At 68.0% G+C, this 15,735-nt stretch carries 16 protein-coding genes; 2 read left to right on the top strand and 14 right to left on the bottom strand.

The features are described 5' to 3' along the window. Window positions 1-8: 8 nt before the first annotated feature. From ugpE to DIE04_RS21020, 10 genes are all read right to left on the bottom strand, one after another. A complete protein-coding gene (gene ugpE, locus DIE04_RS21065) occupies window positions 9-854 on the bottom strand; it encodes a sn-glycerol-3-phosphate ABC transporter permease UgpE (RefSeq protein ID WP_044845977.1) in 846 nt (281 codons plus the stop codon). After that, entirely contained in the window at window positions 851-1,735 is an 885-nt protein-coding gene (gene ugpA / locus DIE04_RS21060; RefSeq protein WP_044845978.1) for a sn-glycerol-3-phosphate ABC transporter permease UgpA, read from the bottom strand. Before ugpA ends, ugpE begins: the two co-directional genes overlap by 4 nt. A gap of 98 nt (window positions 1,736-1,833) precedes the next feature. Next, the gene (ugpB, locus tag DIE04_RS21055) at window positions 1,834-3,168 is read right to left on the bottom strand and encodes a sn-glycerol-3-phosphate ABC transporter substrate-binding protein UgpB (protein WP_124522244.1); all 1,335 of its coding nucleotides are present in this window, start codon (window positions 3,166-3,168) and stop codon (window positions 1,834-1,836) included. A gap of 90 nt (window positions 3,169-3,258) precedes the next feature. After that, a complete protein-coding gene (locus tag DIE04_RS21050) occupies window positions 3,259-4,467 on the bottom strand; it encodes a deoxyguanosinetriphosphate triphosphohydrolase (protein ID WP_044845980.1) in 1,209 nt (402 codons plus the stop codon). Window positions 4,468-4,508: 41 nt separating this feature from the next. After that, window positions 4,509-5,588, bottom strand: coding sequence for a 3-dehydroquinate synthase (gene aroB, locus DIE04_RS21045; protein WP_044845981.1), 1,080 nt, complete (start codon window positions 5,586-5,588; stop codon window positions 4,509-4,511). After that, entirely contained in the window at window positions 5,585-6,139 is a 555-nt protein-coding gene (locus DIE04_RS21040) for a shikimate kinase (protein ID WP_082088580.1), read from the bottom strand. Before DIE04_RS21040 ends, aroB begins: the two co-directional genes overlap by 4 nt. A 40-nt stretch (window positions 6,140-6,179) precedes the next feature. Continuing rightward, window positions 6,180-7,832 (bottom strand): type IV pilus secretin PilQ, encoded by a 1,653-nt coding sequence (locus tag DIE04_RS21035; RefSeq protein ID WP_124522246.1) that lies wholly within the window; start codon window positions 7,830-7,832, stop codon window positions 6,180-6,182. Next, window positions 7,829-8,695 carry a pilus assembly protein gene (locus DIE04_RS21030; RefSeq protein WP_124522248.1) on the bottom strand — a complete coding sequence of 289 codons (867 nt, stop codon included), beginning with the start codon at window positions 8,693-8,695 and terminating at the stop codon, window positions 7,829-7,831. The genes DIE04_RS21035 and DIE04_RS21030 overlap by 4 nt, the downstream gene beginning before the upstream one ends. Further along, window positions 8,692-9,327 (bottom strand): fimbrial protein, encoded by a 636-nt coding sequence (locus tag DIE04_RS21025; RefSeq protein WP_124487842.1) that lies wholly within the window; start codon window positions 9,325-9,327, stop codon window positions 8,692-8,694. The genes DIE04_RS21030 and DIE04_RS21025 overlap by 4 nt, the downstream gene beginning before the upstream one ends. After that, window positions 9,324-10,247 (bottom strand): competence protein ComA, encoded by a 924-nt coding sequence (locus DIE04_RS21020; protein ID WP_124522250.1) that lies wholly within the window; start codon window positions 10,245-10,247, stop codon window positions 9,324-9,326. Before DIE04_RS21020 ends, DIE04_RS21025 begins: the two co-directional genes overlap by 4 nt. Window positions 10,248-10,473: 226 nt before the next feature. Between DIE04_RS21020 and DIE04_RS21015 the strand changes: the two genes are divergently transcribed. Continuing rightward, window positions 10,474-12,861 (top strand): penicillin-binding protein 1A, encoded by a 2,388-nt coding sequence (locus DIE04_RS21015; RefSeq protein ID WP_082088581.1) that lies wholly within the window; start codon window positions 10,474-10,476, stop codon window positions 12,859-12,861. Between the two features lie 100 nt (window positions 12,862-12,961). Here the strand turns inward: DIE04_RS21015 and cyaY are convergent, their stop codons facing one another. Next, window positions 12,962-13,288, bottom strand: coding sequence for an iron donor protein CyaY (gene cyaY / locus DIE04_RS21010; RefSeq protein WP_124487840.1), 327 nt, complete (start codon window positions 13,286-13,288; stop codon window positions 12,962-12,964). 36 nt (window positions 13,289-13,324) lie between these two features. Between cyaY and lptM the strand changes: the two genes are divergently transcribed. After that, window positions 13,325-13,606 (top strand): LPS translocon maturation chaperone LptM, encoded by a 282-nt coding sequence (gene lptM / locus DIE04_RS21005; protein ID WP_124522252.1) that lies wholly within the window; start codon window positions 13,325-13,327, stop codon window positions 13,604-13,606. Between the two features lie 85 nt (window positions 13,607-13,691). On the opposite strand, the gene msrQ is transcribed toward lptM, so the two are convergent. From msrQ to ccsA, 3 genes are all read right to left on the bottom strand, one after another. Further along, window positions 13,692-14,381: a protein-methionine-sulfoxide reductase heme-binding subunit MsrQ gene (gene msrQ, locus DIE04_RS21000; protein ID WP_124522254.1), complete on the bottom strand. Its 690-nt coding sequence runs from the start codon at window positions 14,379-14,381 to the stop codon at window positions 13,692-13,694. Between the two features lie 20 nt (window positions 14,382-14,401). Further along, window positions 14,402-15,397, bottom strand: coding sequence for a protein-methionine-sulfoxide reductase catalytic subunit MsrP (msrP, locus tag DIE04_RS20995; RefSeq protein WP_124522256.1), 996 nt, complete (start codon window positions 15,395-15,397; stop codon window positions 14,402-14,404). Between the two features lie 158 nt (window positions 15,398-15,555). Beyond that, the coding region (gene ccsA / locus DIE04_RS20990) for a cytochrome c biogenesis protein CcsA (protein WP_171928181.1) at window positions 15,556-15,735 on the bottom strand (180 nt) is incomplete at its 5' end.

Below are 15,735 nucleotides of genomic sequence, written 5' to 3'. Positions count from 1 at the left end.
GTCCGTGGTTATTTCTCGGAATCGACGAGGCCGCGCACGAACCAGCGCTGCATCGCCAGCACGACGACGAGCGGCGGAATCATCGCCAGCAGCGTCGCCGCCATTACGTATTGCCATTCGGTCGCGGCGTCGCCGCTCGCGATCATCGTCTTGATGCCCACCACCGCCGTCGACAGCGACGCCTCCGTCGTGATCAGGATCGGCCACAGATACTGGTTCCAGCCGTAGATGAACGTGATCACGAACAGCGCCGCGATGCTCGTCTTCGACAGCGGCAGCACGACGTCCCGGAAGAAGCGCAGCGGCCCCGCGCCGTCGATGCGCGCGGCGTCCATCAGCTCGTCGGGCAGCGTCATGAAGAACTGGCGGAACAGGAACGTCGCGGTCGCCGATGCGATCAGCGGCAGCGAGAGCCCCGCGTAGGTGTTCGTCATGTGGAGCGTCGACACGACCTGCACGGTCGGGAAGATCCGCACCTCGACCGGCAGCATCAGCGTGATGAAGATCAGCCAGAACGCCGTGTTGCGGAACGGGAAGCGGAAGTAGACGATCGCGTACGCGGACAGGATCGACACCGCGATCTTGCCGACCGCGATCGCGAGCGCCATCACGAAGCTGTTGACGAGCAGCCGGCCGAACGGCGCCGTCGTGCCGCCGCTGCCGTGCCCCCAGATATAGGCGACGTTCTCCAGCAGGTGCGTGCTAGGCACCAGCGACAGCGGGATCGTGAACACTTCCTGCGCGTTCATGGTCGCCGCGCAGAACGCGACGTACACGGGGAACACGATCAGCACGACGCCCGCGATCAGCACCGCGTGGCAGAACAGGTCGAAGCCCTTGCGATTTTCGATCATGCGTATTGCACCCTGCGTTCGACGAAGCGGAACTGGATCACCGTCAGGCCGACGACGATGATCATCAGCACGACCGACTGCGCACCCGAGCTGCCGATGTCGAGCCCCTGGAAGCCTTCCGTGAAGATCTTGTAGATCAGCGTCTTCGTGCTCTGCGCGGGGCCGCCGGCGGTGGCCGCGTCGATCACCGGGAAGGTGTCGAAGAACGCGTAGACGAGGTTCACGACCAGCAGGAAGAAGCTCGTCGGCGACAGCAGCGGCAGCACGATGTGGAAGAAGCGCCGCACCGGCCCGGCACCGTCGATCGCCGCCGCCTCGATCAGCGAGCGCGGAATCGCCTGCAGTCCTGCGTAGAAGAACAGGAAGTTGTAGCTCACCTGCTTCCATACCGACGCGAGCACGACGAGGAACATCGCCTGGCCGCCGTTCAGCGCGTGATTCCACACGATGCCGCCCTTCGCGAGCGCATAGGTGACGAGGCCGATGCTCGGGTTGAACAGGAACGCCCACAGCACGGCCGCGATCGTCGGCGCGACCGCATACGGCCAGATCAGCAGCGTGCGGTATACGCGCGCGCCGCGGATCACTCGGTCGGCGCAGGCGGCGAGCAGCAGCGACACGACGAGCCCGCTGACCGTGACGAGCGAGCTGAACACCAGCGTCGTGCGGAACGAGTCGAGGTACAGCGGGTCGGCGAACAGGTGCGTGAAGTTCGCGAAGCCGACGAATTCACTCGACGTGCCGAACGCGTCCTGCATCTGCGTCGACTGCCACAGCGCGACGCCGGCCGGCCACAGGAAGAACACGGCGGTGATCGCGAGCTGCGGCGCGATCAGCAGGTACGGCAGCAGGCTCGCGCCGAAACGGGAACGGGATTGCATCGCGGGTGTCCGGAGGCGAAACGGGAAGGGAACCGTGCCGCCGGCCCGCACGCGCGCATACGCGATGCAGCGGCCGGCGGCACGAACGCGATGCAGGCTCAGCCGCCCGACTTCTCGAAGCGGCGCAGCAGCTCGTCGCCGCGCGACGCCGCCGAGTCGAGCGCCTCCTTCGGCGACTTCTTCTCCGCCCAGACCTGCTCCAGCTCTTCGTCGACGACCGTGCGGATCTGCGGCATGTTGCCGAGGCGCAGCCCCTTCGTATACGGCAGCGGCGGCTTGTTCATCATCTGCTTGATCGCGGTTTCCGCGCTCGGGTTCTTCGCATAGAAGCCCTGCTGGCGCGTGAGGTCGTACGCAGCCGTCGTGACCGGCAGGTAGCCGGTTTCCTGGTGCCACTTCGCGGCGATCGGCGGCGAGGCCAGGAATGCGAGGAACTTCGCGACGCCCTTGTAGGTCGCCGGATCCTTGCCGGCCAGCACCCACAGGCTCGCGCCGCCGATGATCGCGTTCTGCGGCGCGCCCTTCACGTTCGCGTCGTACGGCATCATGCCCGTGCCGTAGCTGAACTTCGCGAACTTCTGCACGTTCGCGAGCGCGCCCGACGACGTCGTCAGGATCCCGCAGTCGCCGCTGTAGAACTTCGCCGATGCCTCGTCCTTGCGGCCCGCGTACGTGAACGTGCCGTCCTTCTGCATCTGTTGCAGGAACGCGATGTGCGCGACCTGCTGCGGCTTGTTGAATTCGAGCGCCGCGTCGGCGCCGTCGAAGCCGTTATTGCGGCTCGCGAACGGCAGCGCATGCCACGCGCTGTAGTTCTCGAGCTGGATCCAGCCCTGCCAGCCGGTCGTGAAGCCGCACGTCATCCCGGATTTGCGCAGCTTCTCCGCGGCGGCCTGCACGTCGGCCCACGTCTTCGGCGGCTGGTTCGGGTCGAGCCCGGCCTTCTTGAACGCGTCCTTGTTGTAGTACAGCACCGGCGTCGAGCTGTTGAACGGCATCGACACGAGATGGCCCGTCTTCGCGTCGCTGTAGTAGCTCGCGATGGTCGGTACGAACGCCTTTTCGTCGAGCGGCACGCCGGCCTGCTTGAACACGTCGTAGACCGGCACGACAGCCTTCTTCGCCTGCATCATCGTCGCGGTGCCGACTTCATAGACCTGGAGGATCGCCGGCGCGTTGCCGCTGCGATAGGCGGCGATGCCCGCCGCGAGTGCCTGGTCGTACGTGCCCTTGAAGACCGGCACGATCTTGTAGTCGCTCTGCGATGCGTTGAACTGCGTGGCGAGCTCGTTGACGCGCTCACCGAGCGCCGACTCCATCGCATGCCAGAACTGGATCTCCGTCGCGGCGAACGCCGCATGCTGCACACCGAACATGAGCGCGCCGCCCAGCGCGATCGAGCGAACCATTGTCCCCGCGGGCTTCTTCTTCATCGATCTCTCTCCTGTGAAAACGTTACCAACAGCGTGTGCAACATTCCCGTCGCCATTGAACCGGCGAAGTCTAGTGATCGTTTGTGACAGTCAGTTGTCGTTGATGACGAACAGGCGCTGGTATTCCTTCAGCGCGAAGCGGTCGGTCATGCCGGCGATGTAGTGCGCGACGAGGCGCGGCTGCTGCGCTTCGTCGTCCGACTGGTACGGCGGCGGCAGCAGGCGCGGATCGTCGATGAACGCGTCGAACAACCCGGTGACGACGCGCTGCGCCTTGTTCGCCATGCGCATCACCTTGTAGTGGCGATACAGGTTCTTGAACAGGAAACGCTTGAGGGCCGCCGCCTGCGCGGCGATCGGCTCGCTGTGCGCGACGAGCGGCGGCGCGGCGCGCACGTCGTCGAGCGACGCGGGCGCGACACGGGCGAGATTGCGCGTGGTCTCGTCGATCAGGTCGACGATCAGCGTGTTGATGATGCGGCGCACCGTCTCGTGCACGAGGCGGCGGCCTTCGAGATGCGGGAATTCGGCGAGCGCCGCGTCGTAGTGGCGCTGCCACAGCTCGACTTCGGCGAGCTGCTCGATCGTGATCAGGCCGGAGCGCAGGCCGTCGTCGACGTCGTGGTTGTTGTACGCGATTTCGTCCGCAATGTTCGCGAGCTGCGCTTCCAGCGACGGCTGGCGGCCTTGCAGGAAACGCTCGCCGAGTGCGCCGAGCTTGCGGGCGTTCTCGCGCGAACAGTGCTTGAGGATGCCTTCGCGCGTCTCGAAGCACAGGTTCAGGCCATTGAACGCGCCGTAGTGCTCCTCGAGTTCGTCGACCACCGCCAGGCTCTGCAGGTTGTGCTCGAAGCCGCCGTGCTCGCGCATGCACGCATTCAGCGCGTCCTGCCCGGCATGGCCGAACGGCGTATGACCGAGATCGTGCGCGAGCGAGATCGCTTCGACGAGATCCTCGTTCAGGCGCAGGTTGCGCGCGACCGAACGCGCGATCTGCGCGACTTCGAGGCTGTGCGTGAGGCGGGTGCGAAACAGGTCGCCTTCGTGATTGACGAAGACCTGCGTCTTGTATTCGAGCCGGCGGAACGCGGTCGAATGAACGATGCGGTCGCGGTCACGCTGGAATTCGGTGCGCGCCGCCGGCGGGGTTTCCTGATGGCGGCGGCCGCGCGACTGCGACGCGTGGGCGGCATACGGAGCGAGATGGGCTTCCAGCGCCGCCAGCGTCGGCGGCTCGGCCAGCGCCGCGGCAGATGCGCGGCCGGCTCGGGTCGGTTTGCTGCTGGATGTCTCGCTCACGTCTCCTCCATGTCAGGGGCGCCGGGGCATCCGGGGCGCCGTTACCGGGTCGTCTGCGCCAGCGTAGCGAACACGGCTTCGTCGGGCGCCTGGGTGATCAGCGTATCGCCGAATCGCTTCAGCAGGATGAACTTGATCGCTCCGGCTTCAGCCTTCTTGTCGACGCGCATCAGGTCCATGTAGCGCGCATCGCCGAGTGCCGGCCCGCGCACCGGCAGATGTGCGGCGGCGATCACCGCGTCGAGCCGCTGCCGCGACGCTTCGTCGAGCAGGCCGAGCCGCACCGACAGGTCGCCCGCCATCACCATCCCGCAGCCGACCGCTTCGCCGTGCAGCCACTCGCCATAACCGAGCCCGGCCTCGATCGCATGGCCGAACGTATGGCCGAAATTCAGGATCGCACGCAGCCCGCCTTCGCGTTCGTCGGCTGCGACCACGCTCGCCTTGATCTCGCACGAGCGCTTCACCGCATGCGCGAGCGCGGCCGGCTCGCGGCGGTTCAGCGCCTCGACGTTCGCCTCGATCCAGTCGAAGAATGCCGCATCGGCGATCGCGCCCGTCTTGATGACCTCGGCCACGCCGGCCGCCAGCTCGCGATCGGGCAACGTGGTCAGCGCGCCGATATCGGCGATCACGGCCTGCGGCTGGTAGAACGCACCGATCATGTTCTTGCCGAGCGGGTGGTTGATGCCCGTCTTGCCGCCGACCGACGAATCGACTTGCGACAGCAGCGTCGTCGGCACCTGGATGAACGGCACGCCGCGCATGTAGCACGCAGCGGCGAAGCCGGTCATGTCGCCGATCACGCCGCCGCCGAGTGCGACGAGCGTCGTCTTGCGGTCGGCGCGCTCGGTCAGCAGGCCGTCGAAGATCAGGTTCAGCGTTTCCCAGTTCTTGTAGGCCTCGCCGTCCGGCAGCACGACCGTCGACACGCGCTTGCCGAGCGGCGCGAGCGCCGCGCGCAGCACGTCGCCGTAGAGCGGATCGACCGTCGTGTTCGTGACGATCGTGACCGACGAACCGGTGATGTGAGGGGCGAACAGCTCGGTGCGGCCGATCAGGCCGGCACCAATATGAATCGGGTAGGCGCGCTCGCCCAGATCGACGTTGACGGTAATCATGCTTGTAGCGGCTTGGCGATGACGCCTGCCAGTTCGAGTTGCATCAGCACCATGTTGACGAGGCCGTTGACCGACGGGCGGCCGGTCTCGATGATGAAGTCCGCGCACTCGCGGTACAGCGGGTCGCGCACTTCGTAGAGCGCTTCGAGACGCGCCTTCGGATCGTCGGTCTGCAACAGCGGGCGGTTCTTGTCCTTGCGGGTGCGCAGCCACAGATCGTGCGGATTGGCGCGCAGATAGATGACGATGCCGCTGCTTTTCAGGCAGTCGCGATTCTCGGGCCGCAGCACCGCGCCGCCGCCCGTCGCAAGCACGATGTTCTCGCGCTGCGTGAGATCGGCGATCACCTGCGATTCGCGGTCGCGAAACCCGGCCTCGCCCTCCATCTCGAAGATCACCGGAATGCGCGCACCCGTGCGGGCCTCGATTTCGTGGTCGGAGTCGAAGAACGTCCTGTCGAGCCGGCGCGCGACCGCCCGGCCCACGGTGGTCTTACCCGCTCCCATAAGGCCGACGAAAAATACGTTTGCATGTGGGTCCCGCGCTTGCAACGGCTTCCTCTGCTTGAATCTTGCTGGTGTGTGGCGCAGCTTACTGGCAAAGCGGCTGCCTTGTCGAGCCTGCGCCGCCAGCTTCCGGCCCCGTTTTTCCCGCATCCGCGTCGCCCGCGCCGGCCGTTTCGCAACGCGCGCCGACGACCGTCGGCGTGATGAAGACGACCAGTTCGCTGCGCTGGTCGCGCCGTGCGCGGTGCCGGAAAAGCGCGCCCAGTACCGGTATTTTGCCCAAGAGCGGCACCCGCGTCACATCGTCCCGGTTCAACTGCTCGTAAATCCCGCCGATCGCGACCGTTCCGCCGTCCTCGACCTCGACGCGTGTCTGGACGTGCTTCGTATGAATCGCCGGGCCGGCCGCCGTCGGCTCGCCGATGCTGTCCTTCGTCACGTCCAGGTCCAGCACGACGCGTCCGTCGGGCGTGATCTGCGGCTCGACCTCGAGCTTCAGCGTCGCGCGGCGGAACTGCACGCCGCTCACGCCGTTGCCGACCTTCGCCTGGTACGGCAGCTCCGAGCCCTGTTCGACGATCGCCTTCACGCGGTCGGCCGTCACAACGCGCGGGCTGGAAACGATCTGGCCCCGCCCCTGCGCCTCGAGCGCGCTCAATTCAACGTCGAGCACGCGGCTGAGCGGCGCGGCGAACAACGTGAAGCCGGCCGTCGCCGCCTCGAAGCCGCCGAGCGGTCGTGCGGCCAGGTCGAGCGCGTTGCGCGTGTCCGTCGCGAATGCCGCGCCGTCGGCCGCGGGCGCCCGTCCCTGCGCGCGCAGCGCGACACGTGCGCCGAGGTTGCGCGAGAAGCCTTGCTCGCCTTCTACGATCCGCGCCTCGATCCGGACCTGCCGCGATGGCCGGTCGATCGCGTCGATCAAGCCCGCGATCTGCGCGATGCGCGGCGCCAGATCGGTGACGAACAACAGGTTCGTGCGCGGGTCGGCCGCCGCGGCGCCGCGTTTCGACAGCAGACGCTGGCCGGTCGCTCCGGCCAGCAGCCGCTGCACGTCCTGCGCGCGCGGGTAATGCAGCGCGAAGGTCCGGCTCGCGAGCGGCTCCAGCTCGGCCGCGCGTGCATGCGTTTCGAAGCGCTCGCGCTCGCGCGCGGCGAGCTCGGCCGCCGGCGTGACCCAGATCACGTTGCCGCGCCGGGACATCGCCAGCCCGTGCGTGTCGAGCAACGTGTCGAACGCATCGCGCCAGCGGACATTGTTCAGACGTAACGTCACGGTGCCGCGCACCTGCTCGCCGACGATGATGTTCAGCCCGGTGAATCGCGCGAGCGCGTCGAACGCGGCAGCGAGCCCGGCGCCTTGCAGATTCAGCGAGATCCGCCGCGCGTCATCCGCATCGCCGGGGTGCCGCGCCGCGGCGTCGCTCATGCGCGTCGGCGGCGGCAATGGAATCGGCGGCCCTTCCAGCCGGAGCACCGGTGCGGTTGTGTCCGCTTGAAGCGCCGCGCGCACTGCCCGATCGAACGGCGGCGGGCCGTCATGCGCGGGCGCTGCGCCGTCCGCACCGTCGGGCGCGCCCTGCGGCAGCGGTGTGTCCTGGGCATGCGCCTGCATCGATGCGATCGGCCAGCCGGCCGGCGGCAAAGGCGGCAACAGGGGCAACGGCGGCAGCGCCGCGTGTGCCGCGGCCACGCCCGATCCGACCCAGAATGCGATCGCCCGCCATCCGTACTTCGTCATGGGCGACCTCCGTCATCCATGACGAACCGGCGCGCGCCATCAGCTGTCGCAAGCGTCACCGCACCGGCATCGACGCTCACCACGCGTGACATCCCGAACGCTTCGCCCGGCGCAACGGTCGCGAATGCGCCATCGCCCGCGTCGAATAGCGCGAGCCCGGCGCGTACGTCGCGAATCGTGCCGGCCAGGCGCGGCGTCGCATCGTCGGCCTGCGCGGGCAAGCCATCGCCGCCGAATGGATCGTCGCTCGGCACGCCGGCAAGCAGCCGCACCGTGCCATCGGGAACACGAGCCCCCGACAGCGCCGGAAGCACGTCGATCGTCATGTCCACCCGCAACGCGGGCGGTTTGCGCTCAATATGCAGCCTCGACGGCACCACCAGCGCGGGAAAACTCGCCAGCCCGCCGATCAGCCGCAGTAACGCCGGAAAGCCGCCGTCCGCGACGATCCGCACCGTGCGTCGGCCATCCGGCGCCGCTTCGTCAGTGCGCCGCGGCTCGATCGACACGATCCGCAGTCCGCTCGCGCCGGCCAGGTCCGCCAGTTCGAGCATCAGTGCGGGCCACCCCGACGCACTCGGCACGCTGGAGGCGTGCCCGGCAGCCGGGTCCGGGTCGCGCCGTGGCGCGGTCGCGAGCAGCCGCTGTGCGTCGGCGGCACGCACTTGTGCCGTTGCCAGCAACGCGCGACTGCGTGCGAGGCCGCTCGCGTCGACGGCATCCATCAGATGAATGGTGCCCATCGTCACGCACGCGAACGCCGCCACGCAGCCGATGGCATGCGCCGCAGCCGGCGACATCCGCGCCATGCGGCCGCGCCGCCCGGCACCGGCTGGCATGGACCGATGCGTGATCGCCGTCATGCGTCGCCTCCCGCTGCGTTCTGCCGCGGCGGCGCGTCGTGCCAACGCACCTGCACGGAAAACCGGAACGGCACGGCCGAACCCGTGACCGGCGTGGCCGAAGCAGGTGTCAGCGCACCGACATCGAATCGCCAGTCACGCTGCTCGACCGCAATCCGTGCGAGCCACCGCGCGGCCGCCCGGTAACTCGTCGTGCGCGCGTCGAGCACGGCGCCGGACGCAGTCGTGCGCAATGCGTCGAGCCGGACGGTGTCGTCGCGCACCTGGGCCAGCGTCGCGAGCAGCCCGGCGACACGCCGGTAAGGCGCGGCAAGCACGACCGCCCGTGCATCGCGTCGCGCGAGGTCGGCAGCCACGCCGGCGGCGCGCCGTGCGGCATCGATCCGTGGCTGCAATTGCCGCAGCCGCGCCTCCACACGCGTACGCTCCGCATCCATGCGCCATCGCCACGCCGTCGCCGCACCCGTCCAAACGCAGGCCCCGAGCACGCCGAGCACGACCGCCGCCCCGCACTGCGCGGCACGGCGCCGCCGCAACGCCTGCGCCAGCCGCTCACGGTACGGCAGCAGATTGAAGCCGCCGAGCACGGCGTGGCCGGCGGCAGTTCGCCCGAACCCCACATCGGCCATCATTCCCACACCCCGCGCAGCGCCAGCCCGATCGCGAGGGCAAACGCCGGACCGCCCTGCGTTCCGGCGAGCGCGCCCGGCAGCCCGTCCCATCCGGTGCAGTCGAACGGCACCGCGGCCACGCCGAGCGCATCGCCGATATCGGCGGCCGACGTACCGCAGCGGGCGATGCTGCGCGCGTCGCCGGCCACGAGCACACAGCGCACCGGCTCGAACACGCACTGGCGCAATGCGTCGGGGAACGCCGCCTGCACGTCGCCGGACACCGCGAGCACCGGTACGGCGATCGCACCGTCGACCCGCCAACCGCGTACGCCCGTGTCGCAGAACCAGAATGCGGCGTACGGGCCGTGGGCGTCGGGTTCGAACTGCGCGGCATAGCGCAACGCGCGCAGCGCGGCGGCCGACTCGCCGTCGACGGCCGTCAGGTCGACGCCGGCCTGCGCGGCCACGTCGATCCGCCGTTCGAGCAATGCCTGCGGCGCCACGGCGACCTCGACCTCGCCCGGGCACGCGCCGTCGTCCTGCCGCCAGTCGAACGCGAGACTGTCGGGCGGCAGCCCCGAGATCCGTTCAGCGGCTTGCCGGGCGGCGTCCGCGACGTCGTCGCGCCCGGCCAGGTCGAGCGTCGCGGTCCGCATTTCGTCGTCGCGCAGCGCCATCACGCCGCGCGTGTCGCAGCGCACGCCCGCCGCCGACAATCGCGACACGGCCGCCGCCAGCGCGCGTGCGACCGCGGCCCAGCGCGCCTCCTCCGGCCCGTCCTGCAATCCGACCGGCTCCCGCTCGAGTCCTTCGACCCGCACCTCCAGGGCCCGCCCGCGCCGGCTCAGCACGGCCACCCTCACCTCGTCCGCCCCGACGTCGATGCCCGTCGAACGGTGCCTGCCCGGCGCGAACCGCGCCGCCCATCGTCCTGCCATCCCAGCCTCCCGCGATCGTTGCGGCCCACGCCGCGTTTCCGAGGCCTGATTCTGCAAAGCGGCGCGTGTGCCCGACAGTCGGCCGGACGGCCAGTTGTGGCACGGGGCGACCTCGCGGACACTATGCCGGCGGCACCGCGATCAGCCGGTTTCCGGCCGCCGCCCCCCGCGTCAGGGCCGGTCTTACCGGGCAGCTATAATCGCGGGACTGTTTTCCGGTATGCCTATGCAATCCACGTCTCCTACGTCCCCGCCTCCCGCGCCCGAGCCGAAGAAGCGGTCCTGGTGGCTGAAAGTCCTGATCGGCCTCGCCGCGATGTGCGTGGCCCTCGTCGTGGCCGGCGGCCTCGTGCTCGGCTACGCGCTCGTCGTCGCGTGGCCGAACATGCCGTCGCTCGACGCGCTGACCGACTATCGTCCGAAGGTACCGCTGCGCATCTATACGTCCGATCACGTGCTGATCGGCGAATTCGGCGAGGAACGCCGCGACATCGTCCATTTCAAGGACGTGCCCGACTCGCTCAAGAAGGCGATCCTCGCGATCGAGGACGCACGCTTCTACGATCACGGCGGCGTCGACCTCACCGGCATCGCCCGCGCCGGCTTCGTCGCACTGACGAATGGCCATGCGTCGCAGGGCGCGAGCACGATCACGATGCAGGTCGCGCGCAACTTCTTCCTGTCGAGCGAAAAGACCTACACGCGCAAGATCTACGAGATGCTGCTGGCCTACCGGATCGAGCGCGCGCTGACGAAGGATCAGATTCTCGAGGTCTACATGAATCAGATCTATCTCGGCCAGCGTGCGTACGGCTTCGCGAGCGCCGCGCGGGTCTATTTCGGCAAGGACCTGAAGGACATCACGCTCGCCGAAGCGGCGATGCTCGCGGGGCTGCCGAAAGCGCCATCCGCGTACAACCCGGTCGTCAATCCGAAGCGCGCGAAGGTGCGCCAGGAATACATCCTGCAGCGGATGCTCGAGCTGAACTTCATCACGCGCGAGCAGTACGACCAAGCCGTCGCGCAGCCGCTCGCCGTCAAGGGTGCGGGCCGCGAGTTCAGCGTGCACGCCGAGTACGTCGCGGAAATGGTCCGACAAATGATGTACGCGCAGTACCGCGAGGAAACCTACACGCGCGGCTTCAACGTCGTCACGACGATCGATTCCGCCGACCAGCAGGTTGCCTACACCTCGCTGCGCAAGGGCATCATGGATTACGAGCGCCGCCACGGCTATCGCGGGCCGGAAGGCTTCATCGAATTGCCGGCCGGCGCCGACGATCGCGAGCAGGCGATCGACGATGCGCTGCTCGAACACCCCGACAACGGCGAGCTGATCGCGGCGGTCGTCACCGCAGCCACCCCGCGCCAGATCACCATCGCCTTCATCGACGGCAGCAGCGCGACGATCGAAGGCGACAACCTGCGCTTCGCGTCGGGCGCGCTGTCGGCCGGCGCGCAGCCGAACCGCCGCATCCGCCCGGGCGCGATCGTCCGGGTCGTGAAGAACGACGCCGGGAAGTGGTCGATCACGCAGTTGCCGCAGGTCGAAGGCGCGTTCATCTCGATCGTTCCGCAGGACGGCGCGATCCGCTCGCTGGTCGGCGGCTTCGACTACAACAAGAACAAGTTCAACCACGTCACGCAGGCGTGGCGGCAACCGGGTTCGTCGTTCAAGCCGTTCATCTACTCGGCGTCGCTCGACAAGGGCCTCGGTCCGGCCACGGTGATCAACGACGGCCCACTGTATTTCAGCGCAGCGGAAACCGGCGGCCAGCCGTGGGAACCGAAGAACTACGGCGGCGGCTTCGAAGGCCCGATGTCGATGCGCACCGCGCTGCAGCGCTCGCGCAACCTCGTGTCGATCCGGATCCTGAACCACATCGGCACGAAGTACGCGCAGCAGTACATCACGCGCTTCGGCTTCGACGCCGACCGTCATCCGGCCTACCTGCCGATGGCGCTCGGCGCGGGCCAGGTCACGCCGCTGCAGATGGCCGGCGCGTACTCGGTGTTCGCGAACGGCGGCTTCCGCGTGAATCCGTACCTGATCGCCGAAGTGACCGATCCGAACGGCGCTGTCGTCGCCCGCGCGCAGCCGCTCATCGCCGAGCAAAACGCGCCGCGCGCGATCGACGCGCGCAACGCATACGTGATGAACAGCCTGCTGCAGAGCGTCGCGCAGCGCGGCACGGGCGCGCGCACCAACGTGCTGAAGCGCACCGACCTCGCAGGCAAGACCGGCACGACGAACGACTCGCACGACGCGTGGTTCGCCGGCTACCAGCACACGCTCGCGGCGATCGCGTGGATCGGTTACGACAACCCGCGCAGCCTCGGCGATCGCGAAACCGGCGGCGGCCTGTCGTTGCCGGTCTGGATCGACTATATGGGCGCGGCGCTGAAGGGCGTGCCGGAGTTCAAGCCGACGATGCCGGACGACGTCCAGGCGCTCGGCAGCGAGTTGTACTTCACCGACTTCACGCCGGGGCACGGCTTCGTGTCGACGGTCGGCGTGCCGCAGGCGCCGGCGGTGCAGAGCACCGACGAAGCGGTGCCGCATGTCGACGAACAGGAGAAGCAGGACATCATGAACCTGTTCCGCGGCCACTGACACGAACGGCCCGAGCATGAAAAAAGCGCCCTGCGGGGCGCTTTTTCGTTGTGCTTCGATCCGGCGTATCGGCCGCCCGGCCAAGCAAGCGCCGGACGCGTTACGCGCCGAACGTGATCGGCAGGCCGGCCTGCTGCGTCGCGTACTCGGTGAGCGCCGCGAAGAACTCGGTGCCGGTGCGCGTATCGCGCCATTCGCCGTCCACGAAACGGTAATGGAACCCGCCCGCCTTCGCGGCGATCCACAGCTCCTTCATCGGCGGCTGGAGGTTGACGATGATCTTCGAGCCGTTCTCGAACGTCAGCGTCAGCACGCTGCCGTTGCGCTCCAGATCGATGTCGTGATCGCCGTCGTTCGCGGCATCCACGGTACGCTCGACGGCCGCCAGCACGGCCTCGGCACGGGCCAGGTATTCAGTATCGGACATGCTAAACTCTATCGGTTAAATTGTTCAGGGACGATCATGCGAGTCGTTTTCCGGATGAGCGCGATTGTAGCGGCTTTGGCGATTCTTGCCGGCTGCGGTCAACGCGGTCCGCTCTATCTGCCCACCGTGCCCCCGTTGCCGGCGAAGCCCATCCAGCAGCAGGACACGGCGCCGTCCGACGTCACGCCGACCGATGAAAACGCGTCGTCCGACAGCATTCCCGATTCTTCCGGCACGCCGCTCACGCTGTCACCGGAGCTGTCGAGCGATGCATCGAAGGCCGTGACGCCGGCATCCGGCCCGGCCGCCACGCAGTAAGCGCGCGCCGCCGCTCGCGCGGCTTCCTTCGCGACCAAGGCGATGACTGCCTGTCATCGCCTTTTGTTTTTCCGGGCCCGCCTCGTCACGCGCGGATGCGCCGCCAGCCCCATTCGAGCAGGCGCCAGCCGAGCAGCACCGCAACGATCACCGCGTAGAGCTTCGGCTGCGCGAGATTGTGCTTGCCGGCCCTCATCCACCAGAAATGCAGCACGCCGAACAGCGCGATCACATAGATCGCGCGATGCAGCGTCGCCCAGTGACGGCCGAGCCGGCGCACCATCGCGCGCGGCGAGGTCGCGGCCAGCGGAATCAGCAGCACGAACGCGGCGAAGCCGACCGTGATGAACGGACGCTTGCCGACGTCCGTCAGGATCGCAAGCACGTCGAACCACTTGTCGAACCACAGATACGTCGTGAAATGCAGCGTCGCGTAAAAGAACGCGAACAGGCCGATCATCCGGCGAAAGCGCAGCAACGCGGGAACGCCCGTCACGCGCCGAAGCGGTGTGACGCCGAGCGTGAGGCAGAGCATCACCAGCGTCCAGAGGCCCGTCGAACGCGTGATGAATTCGACCGGGTTCGCGCCGAGCCGGTCGGTCAGCCCGAACAGCACGAGACGGGTGAGCGGATAGAGTCCGGCCGCGAAAACCAGCACCTTGGCGGGGGCAAGCCAGCGCGGCGCGGCAGCACGCGCTGCGCCGCCCCGGGAACTGCCGGCGGCAGCCGTGCGCGTGCCGGACGCGCGCGCGGGCGTCAGCGTCGAAGGAGGCATGTCGTTTCTCACCGGCGCACTCAGAAGTTCTTCTTCAGGTCCATGCCCTGATACATCGACGCGACGAGATCGCCGTAGCCGTTGAACATCAGCGTCTTGCGCTTCGGCGTGAAGAAGCCGTCCTCGCCGATCCGGCGCTCGGTCGCCTGGCTCCAGCGCGGGTGATCGACGTTCGGGTTCACGTTCGAATAGAAGCCGTATTCGTTCGACGCGTACGTGTTCCAGCTCGTTTTCGGCTGCTTGTCGACGAAGCGGATCTTCACGAGCGACTTCGCACTCTTGAAGCCGTACTTCCACGGCACGACGATCCGCACCGGCGCGCCGTTCTGGTTCGGCAACACCTGGCCGTACACGCCCATCGTCAGCAGCGTCAGCGGATTCATCGCCTCGTCCATCCGCAGCCCTTCCGAGTACGGCCAGTCGAGCACCGGCGTCGACAGCCCCGGCATCTGCGACGGATCGGCCAGCGTGACGAACTGCACGTACTTCGCGTTGCCGGTCGGTTGCACGCGCTTGATCAGCTCGGACAGCGGCACGCCGATCCACGGGACCACCATCGACCAGCCTTCGACGCAACGCAGCCGGTACACGCGCTCTTCGAGCGGCGCGAGCTTCAGCAGTTCGTCGAGATCGAACACCTTCGGGTGCAGCACCTCGCCTTCGACGCTCACGCGCCACGGGCGCGACCGCAGCGTGCCGGCGTTCTGCGCCGGGTCGCCCTTGTCGGTGCCGAATTCGTAGAAGTTGTTGTAGGACGTGATGTCCTTGAACGGCGTGACCCGGTCGGCCGCAACGAACTTCGGGTTGGTTTTCGCCACGAGCTTCGCGGCCCGCGCGTCGGGCGACGCATAGGCGGCGAACGCCGCGCCGCTGCCGCCGAGCAATCCGCCCGCCGCCGCCAGGCCGGCGGCCTGCAAGACGCGCCGCCGGTTCTCGAACACCGCGCGCGGCGTAATCTGGCTCTGCGCGATGTCACCGCCGGTCAGTACGGTGCGCAAAGGGTGTTTGATCCACATCGTGCTGCTCCTCCTGCATGCGCGGCGCGCACGCTTCATGAGCGTTCGACCCGACCCATCCTGCGCCGTTCGACGCCCGGACCGCCCGCCCGTTACAAAAGAAAACCGCCGGGCACGCAGTGCGCCGGCGGTCTTTTGTCGGACCCGCGTCGGAAATCTTACAGCTTGCCGTAGCTGTGCAGCCCGGACAGGAACATGTTGACACCGAGGAACGCGAACGTCGTCACGAGCAGGCCGGTGAGCGCCCACCAGGCGGCAACGGCGCCGCGCAGGCCCTTCATCAGGCGCATGTGCAGCCAGGCCGCGTAGTTGAGCCACACGATCAGCGCCCAGGTTTC

This window comes from Burkholderia sp. Bp8994 (genome assembly GCF_003853805.1).
Classification (GTDB): Bacteria; Pseudomonadota; Gammaproteobacteria; order Burkholderiales; family Burkholderiaceae; genus Burkholderia.
Note: the sequence above shows the minus strand (reverse complement) of the source record. Positions and strands in the feature narration are given on the sequence as shown.